This is a genomic window from Streptomyces turgidiscabies Car8 (genome assembly GCF_000331005.1).
GTDB lineage: Bacteria > Actinomycetota > Actinomycetes > Streptomycetales > Streptomycetaceae > Streptomyces > Streptomyces turgidiscabies.
Window position 1 is genome coordinate 1 of sequence record NZ_AEJB01000249.1, and the last position, 15,271, is coordinate 15,271.

Consider the following 15,271-nt stretch of genomic DNA (forward strand, 5'->3'; position numbering starts at 1 on the left):
GCCCACCGACGGTCCAGCGGTCACACCTTCGCTTCTTTCCAGTGCACGCACTCCAAGTCCTGGCCGTGCAGCTCCCATTTGATGCACAGATGGGCGCGGATCACCGCCGGGTCGGTTTCCCGGTCGTGGAACTCGGTGACGATCCGGTCGCCGTCGATCCGGGACGTTCCGTGTTGCCGGGTGAAGTCGATCTTCAGTTCCTGTTCCAGAAGGAGACTGGCCAAGGCGTAGTTCTGGGCGGCTTCAGGGTGTTTTCTGAACACGTCCGTGATGTCGGCGAAGAATTCGGCATCCGCCTTGGAGCGGTATCCAGCAGTGGTCACGGCTACCTCCCGACCGACGCGTACGGCCCCCCTTCCAGAGTGCTCCGCGCCTGGCCGGTTGGCCAGCCGGGGCCGGTCGGGTCCCGGCGGGAGTGGGTGCGCCTCCCCAGAGGAACGCGCACCCACCCTCGTTCACGGTGTGTAGACCGTCGGCCTCGGTGCTGTCGGCATGTTGTTGCCGATGAAGAAGCTGGGGTGCGGGGGCTGGTTGTACGCCGTGTTCTGCCAGGCGATGCCTGTGCGGTACATCGTGTCGTGGAGGAGGGTGGTGATCCTGGTCGTCGTCTCGATCGGGGTCGAGTAGATGCGCAGGGCCGTGTTGTCGCTCGTCGCCCAGACGACCTCCTCGCGCCAGTCGCCGAAGAGGTCCCCGGAGAGTGCCGGGGTGGCCTTCGTGCTGTTGTTGGAGTGGACGGACGCGCCGGTCAGCAGTCGGGTGTCCGACGATGTCCCGTACTTGTCGATGTGCGTGCCGTCGAGGAGTTCACGGACCGTGTCGCCGTCCCACCAGGACAGGAAGTTGACGGAGGACGGTTCACGGCCCTTGGCGGCGCCGGCCTCGTCACGGATCGAGGTGTCCGACGCCGACCACACCTCCGCTCCGTCGTTGCCCGCCCAGATGTCCCCGGCGACTCCCCTGCCGTTGTCGCAGCAGGCGGCGAGCTTCCAGTTGACCGTGCCGTTGGCCGGGTTGATGTACAGCTCGGCCGGCTGGGAGGTGCCCTCGGACACCTTGAAGTACTCCAGGCCCGCGTGCGCCGGGTCCAGATCACCCAGGTGCTGGGCGTCGCCGTGCCCCGTCTTCGTCGTCCACAGCCCGTTGCCGTTGTCGTCGACGGCCATCGCCCCGTAGACGATCTCGTCCTTGCCGTCGCCGTCGACGTCCCCGACGGACAGACTGTGCGAGCCCTGACCGTCGAATCCCTTGCCGCTGTTGGTGGAGGAGCTGGAGTCGAAGGTCCAGCGGCGCGTGAACGCCCCGTTCCGCCAGTCCCAGGCCGCGAGCACCGTACGTGTGTAGTAGCCGCGCGCCATGATCAGGGAAGGCCGGGCGCCGTCCAGATAGGCGGTGCCGGCGAGGAACCGGTCGACCCGGTTGCCGTAGGAGTCGCCCCACGACGACACGGTGCCGCGCGCCGGGACGTAGTCGACGGTGCCCATCGCCCTGCCGGTCTGCCCGTTGAACATGGTCAGGTACTCGGGCCCGGAGAGCACGTATCCGCTCGAATTGCGGTAGTCCGCCGAGGAGTTGCCGATGACTGCGCCGGTGCCGTCGACCGTCGCGTCCGCCGTCTTCATGGCGACCTCGGCCTTGCGGTCGCCGTCGTAGTCGTACACCTGGAACTGCGTGTAGTGCGCGCCCGAGCGGATGTTGCGCCCCAGGTCGATCCGCCACAGCCGCGTACCGTCGAGCCTGATCCCGTCGACGATCGTGTTGCCGGTGTATCCCGACTGGGAGTTGTCCTTGGCGTTGGTGGGCTGCCACTTCAGTACGAAGTCGAGCGCGCCGTCCCCGTCCAGGTCGCCGACCGAGGCGTCGTTGGCCTCGTAGGTGTAGGCGACACCGTCGGGGGTCGTACCGCCGGCGGGCGGGGCGATCGGAACGTCCTTGTATCCGGTGCGGAACTGGATCGCGTGCACGGAGTCGGCCTGTTCCACGCCACCGACGACCGCCCGCACCGTGTAGTCGGCCTGGGCCGCCGCACCCGAGTGGAAGTAGTTCGTGGAGCCGGTCACCGGCGTCGAGTTGACCTTCGTACCCGCCCGGTAGACGTTGAAGGACACGTCGTTCGGGTCGGTGCCGAGCCAGCGCCAGCTGACCAGGTTTCCGCTGTCGGTGTGCACACTGACGACGCCCCGATCGAGCGCCTCGACCTGGCGGGCGGTGGCGGCCTCGGCCGGAGTCGCGGAGAGCGACACCAGCCCTGCGGCGGCGAGGACTCCGGCGCTCACGGCGGACAGCAGAGTCCGGTGTCTGGTACGGGCGGGGATGCGGGTGGGGGGATGAGACTGGGCATACGGCTGCGGGTGCTGCACGGTACCAACCTCCTGCGGGGCGGACGGGTTGCACTTCCCAGTCGCCGCCGCCCGCAAGGGAGTTGCCGCCCAGCCGCCCCACGTCCGCTCGTCCCGGGCCGAGTTCCGCCGCCGTCTCAGAAGGACTGCGGCTTCCGGAACGCCCGCAGTGTGAACACGGGGTCCGGGCGGGGCCGGTCCTGGTCCGGTAACTCCGCCAGGCGGGCGGCGAAACCGTCGGCCAGCGGGCTTCCCGGCGGTAACGTCATGAACCATCCGCGCCGCAGGTCCTCGACAGCCCGCCGGGGGCTGCGCCCCTGGCCACGCCCTCGGAAGCGCGCTTCCCCGGCCGGTTCCAGCCCGTGCCCGACGGCATGCGCCTCGACGACGGCGGCGGCGTCCAGCGCCGGACGCCACGGGCGCGAGGCGAGAACGGCGTCGATGTCACTGCCCACGTTGTGCGAGGCGCCCTTGTCGACGGTGGTGACATAGACCCCGCCCGGCCGCAGCACCCGCGCGCACTCCCCGACGATGGCCCGGACGTTCTCGTCCCGCCCGGCGAGATGCAGCAGCCACACACTGGACACCGCGTCCAACACGCCCTCGGGGAAGGGCAGTTGCCGACTGTCGGCGAGTACGACGGCACCGGGGAGCCGAGCGGCGGCCCGCCTGGCCATCGCGTCGGTCAGATCTACGCCCGCCACCCGCAGCCCGGCCCGCCCCTCCACGAGCCGCCGGGTGACGATGCCCGTACCGCACCCCACGTCGAGCAGCCCGCGCGCCTCTTCCGGTACGAGGCTCAGCACGGCCTGCGCGGCGGCCGCCGCCCTGGGCTCGCCGCCCCGCGAGGCGTCGTAACGCTCCGCCTCCTGGTTGTAGTCCAGCACGATCGCGTCCCTCGCCCCGGTCAGCTCGCTCCGTGCCCCGGCGCGAGGGCCTCCACTCTGCGTGCGAGCTCGAAGTCGAGGTTCGTGACGGCGCCGCCCACGCTGTGCGTGTTCACGGTGAGTGACACGGTGTTGTAGCCGAGGGTGAGGTCGGAGTGGTGGTCCAGTTCCTCCTGGACCTGGGCGATGTGGATGACCAGCGCCGTCGCGGCGAAGTGCGAGCCGAGGCGGTAGGAACGGGCGATCCTGTCCCCGTCGAGCGACCAGCCCGGCAGCTCAGCCAGCCGGTCCTCGATCTCCTTCTGCGACAGCGGTGCGACGGGCATGACCACGCTCCTTCCCTGATGTGGGGTGCACTTCCAGCGTGCCACAGGCCGGGCGTTCCGGCCCAGGTCAGGGGGGTGCGGACCCACCAGGTGGCATATGCCGTCCGCGGGGGCGCGACGGTACCGGAGCCCCGGGGCGCTCGCCTCCCCGGCAGTCACTGTGGCCCGAACCTGTCAGAGCGACAGCGGAACGTGACACACTGCTCGCGATACTTCGGCGCGTAGGGGAGGCGTGGCGTGAGTGAGCGGCGGGCTGCGCCCACCGTGGGCCAAGTGGTGCTCGGAAGACGGCTCCAGGAGCTGCGCGAGGCCGCCGGGCTGAAACGGGAAGAGGCCGCGCGGGTCCTGCGGGTGGCTCCGGCGACCGTACGGCGGATGGAGATGGCCGAGGTCTCCCTCAAAATCCCTTACGTACATGTGCTGTTGACGGCGTACGGCGTCCCCGAGGACGAAGTGGCCATGTTCGTGGACCTGGCCGAGGAGGCGAACGCGCCCGGCTGGTGGCAGCGGTTCTCCGACGTCCTGCCGGACTGGTTCAGTATGCATGTGAGCCTGGAGGGCTCCGCCCGGCTGATCCGGTCCTACGAACCGCACTTCGTGCCCGGCCTGTTGCAGACACCGGAGTACGCGCGTGCCGTCATGGAGGCCGGGACGATCGGGCACACGGGTCCCGAGGCGGTCGAGCGGCATGTGTCGCTGCGCATGGCCCGGCAGAAGCTGCTGACCCGCGAACACCCGCCCCACCTATGGGTGATCATCGACGAGACCGTGCTGCGCCGGCCCGTGAGCATCGACGGCCAGGTCATGCGCGACCAGCTGGACCGGCTCCTCGACGTGTCGGAGAGCGGCCATGTCACCATCCAGGTCGCCGAGTTCCTGGACGGCCCGCATCCGGGCACGTCCGCGCCCTTCGAGCTGTTCCGCTTCGCCGAGCCGGAACTGCCCGACATGGTCTACACCGAGTACCTGACCGGTGCGCTGTATCTGGACTCCCGCCGGGAGGTCGCCGCGCACCTGGAGGTCCTCGACCACATGACAGCGGGTGCCGCGTCGGCCCAGCGAACCAAGGAGATCATCGCCGAGTACCGCGACGGCTACTGAACAACGGGACCGGCCACGGGACTTGAACACTTCATCACGGATCACGGATCACGGATCGACGGAACTTGAGGAGCGACACCGCATGACCGCACCCGAGGGCGCGCCCACCCGCGTGGACACCAGCAGACCCCACCCCGCCCGGGTCTACGACTGGTGGCTCGGTGGCAAGGACAACTACCCGGTGGACGAGGAACTGGCCCGCAAGATCCTCGCCGTGGACGGCACGGTGCTGCGCGGCGCGCGCGCCAACCGCCGGTTCATGCAGCGGGCGACCCGGACCGCCGCCGAGGCCGGGATCCGCCAATTCCTGGACATCGGTACGGGCATCCCCACCGAGCCGAACCTGCACCAGATCGCCCAGAGCGTCGCTCCCGACGCCAAGGTGGTGTACGCGGACAACGACCCGATCGTCCTGCGCCACGCCCAAGCCCTGCTGCACGGCACGGCCGAGGGCACGACCGAGTACGTGCACGCCGACGCCCGCGACCCGGAGACGATCCTGCGCCTGGCCGGCGAGTCCCTGGACTTCAGCCTTCCCGTCGCGCTGTCCATGGTCGCGCTGACCCACTACCTGGGCGACGAGACCGACGGCGACGATGTGCACGGCCTGCTGAAGACATACGTCGACGCGCTCGCCCCGGGCAGCTACCTGGTCCTCTCGCAGGTCACCCCGGACCTCAGCCCCGAGGCCATCACGAAGGCGGCCGAGCACTTCCGGCGCAGCGGCACCCCCTTCTTCCCCCGCCCGCTCGCCGAGTTCCACCGCTTCTTCGACGGCCTCGAACTCCTGGGCCCCGGCATCATCCCCGTCTACGGCTGGCGCCCGGAACCGGAAGACGTGGCAGCCCAGGCGGAGGGCATAGTCCCGGTGTACGCGGGAGTAGCAAGCAAGCCCTGAAAAAGGGAGGCGCCCCGCGCCCTTTTTTAGGGGCGCGGGGAACTGCGCGAGCAACCACAACGCACCCGCACCCCGCAACCCACCTACACCCCCGCCCCCTTCCCGCCACCCCCCTCGCCCCGCTCGTCATCAACGATCTCCGCATCCACCACACCCTCGTCCTCCGACGCCGACCCGGCATCCCCCGCACCGCCGCCCTCCGTCGACGACTCCCCCTGGGCCTGCGCATACATCGCCTGCCCCATCCGCTGACTGACAGTGGCAAGCTTCTCGACCCCCGCCCGCAGCACGGCGACGTCGGTCTCCTCGGACAGCAGCGCCTTCACCTCGGCGACGGCCTCCGCGACCTCGGACTTCGCCTCCGCCGGCACCCGTTCCTCGTTGTCCCGTACGAACTTCTCGGTCTGGTAGACGAGTTGCTCGGCCTGGTTGCGTGTCTCGGCCGCCTCCCGCCGCCTGCGGTCCTCGTCGGCGTACTGCTCGGCCTCCCGCATCAGACGGTCGATGTCGTCCTTGGGGAGCGCCGAACCGCCCGTGACGGTCATCTTCTGCTCGCGGCCGGTGGCCAGGTCCTTCGCCGAGACGTGCATGATCCCGTTGGCGTCGATGTCGAAGGCGACCTCGATCTGCGGCACACCGCGCGGGGCCGGCGGCAGCCCCGTGAGGTCGAAGACCCCCAACTTCTTGTTGTACGCGGCGATTTCACGTTCGCCCTGGTAGACCTGGATGCCGACCGAGGGCTGGTTGTCGGCGGCCGTCGTGAAGATCTCCGAACGCCGGGTCGGGATCGTGGTGTTGCGCTCGATCAGCTTGGTCATGATGCCGCCCTTGGTCTCGATGCCGAGGGACAGCGGTGTGACGTCGAGGAGCAGGACGTCCTTCACGTCACCGCGGATGACACCCGCCTGGAGCGCGGCTCCCAGGGCGACCACCTCGTCCGGGTTGACCCCCTTGTGCGGTTCCTTGCCGGTGAGTTGCTTGACGAGTTCGGTGACGGCGGGCATCCGGGTCGAGCCGCCCACCAGGATCACGTGGTCGATCGCGGCGAGTTCCACGCCCGCGTCCTTGATCGCCTGGTTGAAGGGCTTCTTGCAGCGGTCGAGCAGGTCGGCGGTGAGTTCCTGGAACTGAGCGCGCGTCAGTTTCTCCTCGAGGTGCAGCGGCCCGTCGGCGGAGGCGGTGACGTAGGGCAGGTTGACGGTCGTCTCGGAGGAGCTGGACAGCTCGATCTTGGCTTTCTCGGCGCCCTCGCGCAGCCGTTGCACCGCCATCTTGTCGGCGCCGAGGTCGATGCCGTACTGCCCCTTGAAGCGTTTGACGAGGTGGTCGACGATCCGCTGGTCCCAGTCGTCGCCGCCGAGTCCGGTGTCGCCGTTGGTCGCCTTGACCTCGATGACTCCGTCGCCGATCTCCAGGAGCGACACGTCGAAGGTGCCGCCGCCCAGGTCGAAGACGAGCACGGTCTGTTCCTCGCCCCGGTCGAGGCCGTACGCGAGGGCGGCGGCGGTCGGTTCGTTGATGATCCGCAGCACCTTCAGGCCGGCGATCTCCCCGGCCTCCTTGGTGGCCTGCCGCTGGGAGTCGTCGAAGTACGCCGGTACGGTGATCACCGCGTCCGAGACGTCCTCGCCGAGATACGCCTCCGCGTCCCGCTTCAGTTTCTGCAGTACGCGCGCGGAGAGTTCCTGGGCGCGGTATTTGGTGCCGTCCACGGATCCCTGCTCGGGGAACCGCCAGTGCCCGTCGCCCATATGGCGTTTGACGGAGCGGGCCGTGCGCTCCACGTTCGTCACGGCCTGCCGCTTGGCGACCTCGCCGACGAGCACCTCGCCGTTCTTCGCGAAGGCCACGACGGACGGTGTGGTCCGCGCCCCCTCGGCGTTCGCGACGACGGTGGGCTCACCGCCCTCCAACACGGCCACCACCGAGTTCGTGGTCCCCAGATCGATCCCGACCGCACGTGCCATGGCTGTCCCCTTCCGTCGGGCCCCTCCTTTGAAGTACCCCGGAAACGACGCTGCCGCGCACCTCGGATCGAGGTACGCGGCAGCGCGGGTGAGCGAGCGTCAGGCGAGCTTCGCCGACAGGGTGATCGTCGTGCCGGTCAGGGCCTTGCTGACCGGGCAGTTCTCCTTGGCGTCCTCGGCGGCGGCGACGAAGGCGTCCTCGTCGAGGCCGGGCACGGTGCCCTCCACGGTGAGGTGGATGCCGGTGATGCCCTCACCCGGCTGGAAGACGACGTCGGCCGAGGTCAGAAGCCTGGTCGCCGGAGTACCGGCGCCGGCCAGGGCGTGCGAGAACGCCATGGAGAAGCAGCTGGAGTGGGCGGCGGCGATCAGCTCCTCGGGGCTGGTCTTGCCGTTCGCGTCCTGGGCGCGCGAGGCCCACGTCACGGGCTGCTCGGCGATGGCGCCGGAGGAGTCGAAGGTGACAACACCGCTGCCCTCCAGCAGGTTGCCTTCCCAGACGGTGTGTGCAGAGCGCGTGGTAGCCACGGTTCTTCCTTTCGCGTGTGATCCCGGTGCCGGGGTTCCGTATCCCCCATCCGATCACACTCCGGCTCACTTCCGGCTCACTGCACGCGAAAGACCGGCCCACGGGCGGTGAACGGCAGACGAGCGCCCGCCGGAATCAGATAGGCGTGCTCGCGCCGCACCCGCAGGACGTCGCACCAGCCGTCCGTGATGACCAGTACGGGTGCCCCCGGCGGAAAGTCGTCGGCCCTGTGCAGCAGGTCGACGCCCGGCTGCAGCACGGTCCCACCGCGCCCGTGCACCCGGACCCGTTCGGCGATCTCGGCGACGGGCAGATAGCCCGCGTCGTGCGCGGCCGCGTCGCAGAACACGACCCGCGCCGCTGGTACGTCCCGTGCGCCGGCGTACGAGGCGATCGCGCCCAGCGCCTTCCCGAGCAGCGACCGGTCCATCGACCCGGAGGTGTCCAGCACCACCCCGAACGTGCAGCGGGCGATCTCCTCCGGCGGGAAGTACCGCCCCGCACGCGGGATGTCGGGGGTGGACGACTGGCGCCGCGAGGGGCGGGAGTACGACCGTACGGGTTCTGGGCGGGGCACGAACTCGTCGAACCAGCGGGCGAGTTGGGCGTCCCAGGGCAGCGGCGGATGGTTCAGCGCGCGGATCTCCTCGATCAACCCGCCGGGCAGGTGACCGCGTTCGTGCTGCTGGTGCAGGTCAAGCCCCTGGCCGAGGCCGCGCCGGTAGAACTCGTCGAGGTCGACGTAGTCGCGCGGCGAGCCCAGCGGAGCGCCCAGGACGTCGCGGGCGCCCTTCCCGCGCAGGGTGGACAGCCGGCGCATCCGGCGCAGGTCGTTCGCGATGCGGTCGTACACCTCCTCCGCGGAGAGGTTCTTCAACTCGGCGTCGTACAGGAGCCCTTCGGGCATCGTGCCGACCTCCATCTCCACCAGCCAGGCGTTGATGACGTAGTCGCAGGCGACGTTGAAGAGATACGGGTCGCGGGTGCCGCAGCGGTCGCCGTGGCGCAGGGCGGCGTGCAGCATCTCGTGGGCGAGGACGAACCGCCATTCCTCGTCGTCCAGGTGACACAGCGGGTTGACGTAGATCTCGCCCGCCTCCGCGTTCACGGCGGCGACGGAGATGCCGTGCGCGTGGGCGAGTTCGAGGTCGGCGACGAGCTTGATGCCGGCCGCGATCCCGCCGAGCAGCGGGTAGGAGGTGACGAACCAGCTCAACGCCTTCTGCCAGGGCCGTAGTTGAGCCGCTTGGTCGGACATCGACTCGCGTCGGCCACCGGCCACGTCCATCGCCGTCGCCATCGTCCGGGTCAGGGCGTGGGCGAAGGCGATCTGCCAGTCGGGAACCGACGTGGCCCACTTGTCGTACGGTTCGAGCCACTGGTCGGGTTCGCTGCCCGCCGTGCCACAGCGCTCGAACGCGGCCGGTACCGAGCCCGCGCGGCGCCAGCGGGCGGCGATCTGCTCCTCGTCGCCGTCGGGGTAGGCGGGCGGCATGAGTTCGGGGGCCGTGCCGACCGGGAAGCCGAGCAGGAAGCGGTTGACGACGACACAGCGGGCGGCGATGTCGTAGCGGTCGGGCTGGACGCGTTCGCCCTTCGCCGCCGGGACATGTCCGAAGCCGAGGTGGATGAGGCCGTGTGCGACCGCCCACGCCCACTCGGCCGGTTCGGCCCGCCGGGTGGGGTTGAAGTGCAGCGCCCCGTCCGAGTCGACGATCACCAGGCCGTCGCCGAGCGAGTGGTAGCAGCTCTCGGACCGGCAGATGCCGAACTCCAGTGAGCCGAGCGCCGGGTTGGCGCGCACGAGGGCCAGCCCTGCCTCGTACGCGTCCCTCGCGAGGTCCTTCTTCCGCTGCGCCTGCTTGCCTGCCCGGCTCACCGCCGCGCCTCCACCAGCCGGGGCATGTCCCGCGCCGCCTCCACCAGGAACCAGGCGGGCAGCAGGGGGTTGCCGTCGGCGTCGGAGGCGATCACGCTCTGCGCGACCTCCACCGAGATCTCGGCGAGCTGTACGAGCAGCGACTTGGCCCGGTAGGCGGCCTCCCGGCCGTTCGGCGACATGTGCCCCTTGCTGACGGGGAGTTCTTTGACGAGCCGCCCGCGGAACGACTCGGCGAGGTAGTAGAGCAGGTCGCGGTCCTCGACGCGGTGGGGCCAGCGCGCGTCGCCCTTGATGATCGCGTCGATGCCGAACCGGCTGCGCACGATCTTGACGTACCCGCAGAACGCGGTGGCGTGCGTCGGCGTCAGCGCGCCGTGCGCGATCACCTTCAGGGTCTCCTCGTCGAGCGCGGGCCCGAACGAGTGCAGGGCGTCGGACAGCATGTGCCAGGAGCGGGGCGTGGAGAAGGGCTCCTCGGTCTTCGGCGGCTTGGACCACAGGTGATCGGGCCGGTCGGTGAGGTGGTCCACGACCCAGGGGTGGATGTCGTTGTTCGCGGCCCAGACCAGCCAGTCCTTCGGCGAGGCCTCCAGATGGACGTGGGCGAGGCGGTTGATCAGGGCGGAGGCGATAGGCCGGGCGAGGGCGTTGTCCGTGGCGCGGTTGCCGGCGCCGATCACGATCGAGCCCTTCGGCAGCTCGTAGTTGCCGATACGGCGGTCGAGGATCAGCGAGTAGAACGCCTTCTGGACGTCCGGCGTGGCCGCGTTCAGCTCGTCCAGGAACAGGCAGTACGGCTCGTCCCGGGCGATGGCCTCCGGCGGACAGAACACGGACCGACCGTCACGGATCTGCGGTACGCCGATAAGGTCCTCCGGCGCCAGCTGCGTACCGAGCAGACTCACGCACTCCAGTCCCAGCGACTCGGCGAACTCCCTCACCAGGGAGGACTTTCCGATGCCGGGGGCACCCCAGAGGAACACGGGCCGCACGGTCGCGAGACCGAGCAGCAGCTCCGGAATCCGGGCGGGGGTGACGGTGACGGCTGCCTGCACGCGGCAACTCCTGGGGTTCGTAGCGGAACGGAGCGCGCGAAGGCGCGAGGTCCGGTACGAACAGTGTGGGTACGGAGACACAGGAGCGCAGCCGATTTTCCGGCGGCCCGCGCTCAGGCGACCTGGTGGTCCCCGGAGACCTCCAGCGGCACCTGCGGCCCGTTGCACTCGCGCAGCCAGCGCCGCAGTACGCGGTGGAGGTGCTCGGCGCCGACCAGCTCCTCCCCCTCCTCGACCGCCTCCGACAGCGCGGAGGGCGCCAGCAGGAACGGCTTGCCCTGTGCCCCGCCGAGCCCGCCGTGCGAGCCGATCTGCTCCTCGAAGGCGAGCACCTCGCCCTCGGCCGGGTCGTACCAGGAGTTGACCATGATGTCGGCGGTGTGCGGGAAGGAGTGAGTACGGCGCACGGCGCTCGCCGCGCCGGGGCCGAAGTCGGCCAGCGGAGTGCTGTGCCCGTCGTCCGGTTCGTCCGGTTCATCCAGCGCGTCCACCGGGATCTCCACGCCGTGTGCGCCCAGCACCACCCCGCCGTGCTCCTCGCTGGCGACGAGGACGAAGCCGACGCCGGGATGGTTGGCGAGAGTGGTGAGCAGCGCGGGATGGCGGGCGTCGATCTCCTCCCTGGTCATGCGGTGATGCACGTCCGGGAAGGAGATGAGCCCGAGGTTGCCGGAGGCGAGCACGAGTGGTTCGGAGCCGTGGCCCGGGGGCACGTGGCGCCCGCCGTTCTCCTCGACGGGCCGGCGCAGCGCGGCGCGCACGGTGGCGCGCGCCTCGGCCCCGCTGTGGGTGCGTCGCGCCCTGCGGGGCACGGGCAGTCCGCAGCCGGCCCTGACCAGGTCACCGAGGCCGAGCCCGTACCGGCCCCGGAAGGTCTCGCCGGGGCTCTGGCCGTGGTCGGAGAGGAGGACGATCCGGTACGGGCGGGGCGCGTGCCGGGCGACTTCCGCGATCAACGCGGTGGCGCGGTCGAGGCGTTGGAGGACTTTCTCCGCGTCGCGGCTGTACGGCCCGGAGTGGTGGGCGACCTCGTCGTAGGCGACCAGGTCGGCGTAGACGGCGGTGCGCCCGGCGAGCATGTCGCCCATCACGGCGGCGACGACCACGTCCCGTTCGATGACGGTCGCGAAGGCGCGGATGAAGGGGTAGAGGCCGCCGCGCGCGATCCTCGGGCGCCGTTTCCGTATCCGGGCCATGGTCGACTGGCCGATCTCGCGGCCGACCTCGGCGAAGAAGGACAGCGCGGTGCGGACGGCGTTGGCGGGGTCGGAGAAGTAGGCGAAGTAGCCCGCGCGGGAACGGTTCTCCCGGCCGCGCCGGCCCGCGACGGACAGCACGAGGGCCTGCTCGTCGGCGCCGCCGCCGAAGAGGTTGCCCCGGCTGGCCCCGTCGACGGTGAGCAGTCCGCCGTCGCCGGTGCGTTCGACGGCCCGGCGCTGGAGTTCGGCGGCGCTGGTGGGCCGGTTGCAGACCATGACCTCCCCGGTGTCCTTCTCGTACCAGCGGAAGGCCGGGATGTCGTGGTTGGTGCCGTGCAGGATGCCGAGCTGGCTGGCGCCGGTCTGACTGGACCAGTCGGTGCGCCAGGGGGTGAGCCGGTGGGTGGCGCCGAGCCAGCCCGCGACGGTCGGCATCAGCCCCTTCTCCGCGGCCCGCACCAGGACGTCGTGGCCGACGCCGTCGAGTTGCAGGAACACCACGCCGGGCGTCGTGGGGCCCTCGAACGGCCGCGCGAGGCCGCGTCGGTCGGCGAGACGGTAGAGCCGTCTTCGGTAGGCGTCGTCGTCCCGTACGGCCAGTGCCGCGCCCGTCGCCGAGGCCACGGCGGACATCACGGCGGCGACCACCACCGCCGTCTCCGGGGCCGCTTCGGGGCGGTCGGCCGGGGTCAGCCGCAGGGCGACGAGCAGCAGACCGCCGTTGAGGAAGAAGACCAGCAGGCCGAGTACGAGGGCGGGCACGAGCAGCAGCAGCCGGACAAGCACCGGCCAGGCCAGGGCCGACAGCAGACCGAAGGCGCCGGCGCCGATGGCCGCGGTGACCGCGATGCGGGTGGCGCTGTCGCCGTCACCGGTGCGGATCTGGAAGTCCGGCAGGATGCCGGCGAGCACCAGCATCGTGAGCGTCGACACGGCCCACACCGCGACGCTCCGCCCGATCTGGCTGGCGATCCGCCGCCAACGCCCCGCTCCCACGTCCCGCACCTCACGTCCCGGCCCGTCCCCACGGCGGGGCCTGGGCACACCCTGTCACAACGAGGGAGCGGAGCCCGGTGTGCCGGCCCGGCGCGGGTTCAGCGGCCGTCGTACCCGGCGGTCGGCATGGACAGGCGTCGGTGCACCCGGGCCTTCATCTGGGCGTCGTACGAGGGTTCCGCGCGGCCCACCGTCTCCACCCGCACTCCGCGCCGCGCGCACTCGGCGGTGAACTCGTCCACCGACGTCAGCGCGTGCTCCAGGACCCGCTGGCTGGGCGCCACGAAGAGGTCGAGGCCGGGCTTGACGCCGTCCCACAGGGCGGAGTGGTCGGGCCGCAGACTCCGTACGAGCAGCTCTCTGGTGACGACGTAGCCGCGCTCGGCGGCCCAGCGGGCGCACATCGCGTGCTGGCTGCGGGAGTCGACGAGGAAGGGCTCCTCGTCCAGTTCCTCCAGCGGTGTCAGGCTGGCGATCGCGGTCACCCGCGGTACCGGGCCGGGCAGACCGACGGCGGCATGCGCGTGTCCCATGGCGTCCCCCTCAGCTCCGGGCTTCCCCGCTCACCTCAGGGTTTCCCCACTCGCCCCGGGTTTCCCGCCGACCCTACTCCTGCCCGTAGGCTTCGGGGAGTCGCGCGAAGGAGGCAAAGGGGTGCCGGTGGAGATCACGTGGTGGGGTCACGCCACCTGTACGGTCGAGGACTCGGGCGTACGCGTGCTCACCGATCCCCTGTTCGTGCGCCGGCTCGCCCATCTGCGCCGTCGCCGGGGCGAGTTGCCCCCGCCCGGCGCATGGCGCGCGGACCTGGCGCTCGTCTCCCATCTGCACTCCGATCACCTCCATGTGCCCTCCCTCGCGCGCCTCGCGCCGGGCGCGCGCCTGATCGTGCCCCGGGGCGCGCCGAAGGCGGTGCCGGGCCTGTCGCGCCGGCTGGCGCATCTGCGGGTGACGGAGGTGTCACCCGGGGACCGTGTGGAGGTCGGTGACCTGGTCGTACGGGCCGTCTCCGCGCGGCACGACGGGCGGCGGCTGAACGTCGGACCGCAGCGGGCGCCCGCGCTCGGCTATGTGATCGAGGGCGAGGCGCGGACGTATTTCGCCGGGGACACGGGTCTGTTCGCGTCGATGGCCGAGGAGGTCGGGCCGGTCGACACGGCCCTGCTGCCGGTGGGCGGCTGGGGGCCGTATCTCGGGGAGGGGCATCTGAACGCGGAGCGGGCGGCCGAGGCGCTGGCCCGGTTGGCGCCGCGCAGCGCGGTGCCGGTGCACTACGGCACGTACTGGCCGATCGGGATGGACGCCGTGCGCCCCCATGAGTTCCACGCGCCGGGTGAGGAGTTCGTCCGCCTCGCGGCGGCTCGCGCGCCCGCGGTCGATGTGTACCGGCTGGAGCACGGGGAGAGCGTGCGCCTGGGGGTCACGCGGTGAACGTGGTCCTGGTCGCCGCCTCGACCTCGGGGCAGGGGTCCCCAGGCCAGGCGATCGGCTATCCGACGCTGTTCCTGCTGGTACTGGTGGGCGCGTTGGTGCCGGTGGTGCCGACGGGGGCGCTGGTGAGTTCGGCGGCCGTGGTGGCCTTCCACGAGACCGCGCCGCTCGCCATGGTCCTGGTGTTCGCGGTGGCCTCCGTGGCCGCGTTCCTCGGCGACGTTGCTCTGTACTGGCTGGGCCGGCGCGGGATGGACTCGAAGAACGGGTCGCGCTGGCTGGCCGCGATCCGGTCGCGGGCACCCGAGGACCGCCTCGCGCAGGCCCAGCGGAAGCTGAGCGAGAACGGCGTGACGGTCCTGGTGCTGTCCCGGCTGGTGCCGGCCGGGCGTATCCCGGTGATGCTGGCCTGTCTGATGGCGAAGTGGCCGGTACGCCGCTTCGCCCGCGGGGACATCCCGGCCTGCCTCGCCTGGGCCGCGACGTACCAGCTGATCGGCGTCCTCGGCGGTTCGCTCTTCGAGGAGCCCTGGGAGGGCGTGGTGGCGGCGGTCGCCCTCACACTGACGATCAGCGCGGCACCCAGCGCGTGGCGCCGGGTACGCGGGATGCGCGGGGCGACGTGAACGCCCGTTCCTCGCCCCCGCCGCCCTTACCCGTC

General features: G+C 70.9%; 14 protein-coding genes. 4 read left to right on the forward strand and 10 right to left on the reverse strand.

What is annotated here, in order from left to right; translation table 11 throughout:
* Positions 1-20 precede the first annotated feature (20 nt).
* The 4 genes from STRTUCAR8_RS16305 to STRTUCAR8_RS16320 form a co-directional block, all read right to left on the reverse strand.
* Positions 21-323, reverse strand: coding sequence for a hypothetical protein (locus tag STRTUCAR8_RS16305; protein ID WP_006376898.1), 303 nt, complete (start codon positions 321-323; stop codon positions 21-23).
* Positions 324-455: 132 nt separating this feature from the next.
* The gene (locus STRTUCAR8_RS16310; RefSeq protein ID WP_086025762.1) at positions 456-2,315 is read right to left on the reverse strand and encodes a rhamnogalacturonan lyase; all 1,860 of its coding nucleotides are present in this window, start codon (positions 2,313-2,315) and stop codon (positions 456-458) included.
* Between the two features lie 161 nt (positions 2,316-2,476).
* On the reverse strand, positions 2,477-3,226 hold the full coding sequence (locus STRTUCAR8_RS16315; protein WP_006376891.1) for a class I SAM-dependent methyltransferase: 750 nt from the start codon (positions 3,224-3,226) through the stop codon (positions 2,477-2,479).
* A 20-nt stretch (positions 3,227-3,246) separates the two neighbouring features.
* Entirely contained in the window at positions 3,247-3,552 is a 306-nt protein-coding gene (locus STRTUCAR8_RS16320; protein WP_006376889.1) for a 4a-hydroxytetrahydrobiopterin dehydratase, read from the reverse strand.
* A gap of 237 nt (positions 3,553-3,789) precedes the next feature.
* On the opposite strand from STRTUCAR8_RS16320, the gene STRTUCAR8_RS16325 reads away from it, so the two are divergent.
* Both STRTUCAR8_RS16325 and STRTUCAR8_RS16330 read left to right on the forward strand, forming a co-directional pair.
* Entirely contained in the window at positions 3,790-4,653 is an 864-nt protein-coding gene (locus STRTUCAR8_RS16325; protein ID WP_006376893.1) for a helix-turn-helix domain-containing protein, read from the forward strand.
* 82 nt (positions 4,654-4,735) lie between these two features.
* The gene (locus STRTUCAR8_RS16330; protein WP_006376895.1) at positions 4,736-5,551 is read left to right on the forward strand and encodes an SAM-dependent methyltransferase; all 816 of its coding nucleotides are present in this window, start codon (positions 4,736-4,738) and stop codon (positions 5,549-5,551) included.
* Between the two features lie 83 nt (positions 5,552-5,634).
* Here STRTUCAR8_RS16330 and dnaK read toward each other — a convergent pair whose 3' ends face one another.
* The 6 genes from dnaK to STRTUCAR8_RS16360 all read right to left on the reverse strand — a co-directional run bounded on the left by dnaK (position 5,635) and on the right by STRTUCAR8_RS16360 (position 13,712).
* Entirely contained in the window at positions 5,635-7,518 is a 1,884-nt protein-coding gene (gene dnaK / locus STRTUCAR8_RS16335; protein WP_006376897.1) for a molecular chaperone DnaK, read from the reverse strand.
* A gap of 99 nt (positions 7,519-7,617) precedes the next feature.
* Positions 7,618-8,046 (reverse strand): OsmC family protein, encoded by a 429-nt coding sequence (locus tag STRTUCAR8_RS16340; RefSeq protein WP_006376896.1) that lies wholly within the window; start codon positions 8,044-8,046, stop codon positions 7,618-7,620.
* Positions 8,047-8,123: 77 nt separating this feature from the next.
* Positions 8,124-9,926, reverse strand: a complete 1,803-nt coding sequence (locus tag STRTUCAR8_RS16345) for a vWA domain-containing protein (RefSeq protein ID WP_006376890.1) — start codon at positions 9,924-9,926, stop codon at positions 8,124-8,126.
* Positions 9,923-10,984, reverse strand: coding sequence for an ATP-binding protein (locus STRTUCAR8_RS16350; RefSeq protein ID WP_006376900.1), 1,062 nt, complete (start codon positions 10,982-10,984; stop codon positions 9,923-9,925). Before STRTUCAR8_RS16350 ends, STRTUCAR8_RS16345 begins: the two co-directional genes overlap by 4 nt.
* A 113-nt stretch (positions 10,985-11,097) precedes the next feature.
* The gene (locus STRTUCAR8_RS16355; RefSeq protein ID WP_078507215.1) at positions 11,098-13,188 is read right to left on the reverse strand and encodes a phage holin family protein; all 2,091 of its coding nucleotides are present in this window, start codon (positions 13,186-13,188) and stop codon (positions 11,098-11,100) included.
* An 89-nt stretch (positions 13,189-13,277) separates the two neighbouring features.
* Positions 13,278-13,712, reverse strand: coding sequence for a hypothetical protein (locus tag STRTUCAR8_RS16360; protein ID WP_006376892.1), 435 nt, complete (start codon positions 13,710-13,712; stop codon positions 13,278-13,280).
* A 121-nt stretch (positions 13,713-13,833) separates the two neighbouring features.
* Between STRTUCAR8_RS16360 and STRTUCAR8_RS16365 the strand changes: the two genes are divergently transcribed.
* Positions 13,834-14,610, forward strand: coding sequence for an MBL fold metallo-hydrolase (locus STRTUCAR8_RS16365; RefSeq protein ID WP_006376894.1), 777 nt, complete (start codon positions 13,834-13,836; stop codon positions 14,608-14,610).
* Positions 14,607-15,236, forward strand: a complete 630-nt coding sequence (locus STRTUCAR8_RS16370; protein WP_006376899.1) for a DedA family protein — start codon at positions 14,607-14,609, stop codon at positions 15,234-15,236. The genes STRTUCAR8_RS16365 and STRTUCAR8_RS16370 overlap by 4 nt, the downstream gene beginning before the upstream one ends.
* The last annotated feature ends 35 nt before the right edge of the window (positions 15,237-15,271 follow it).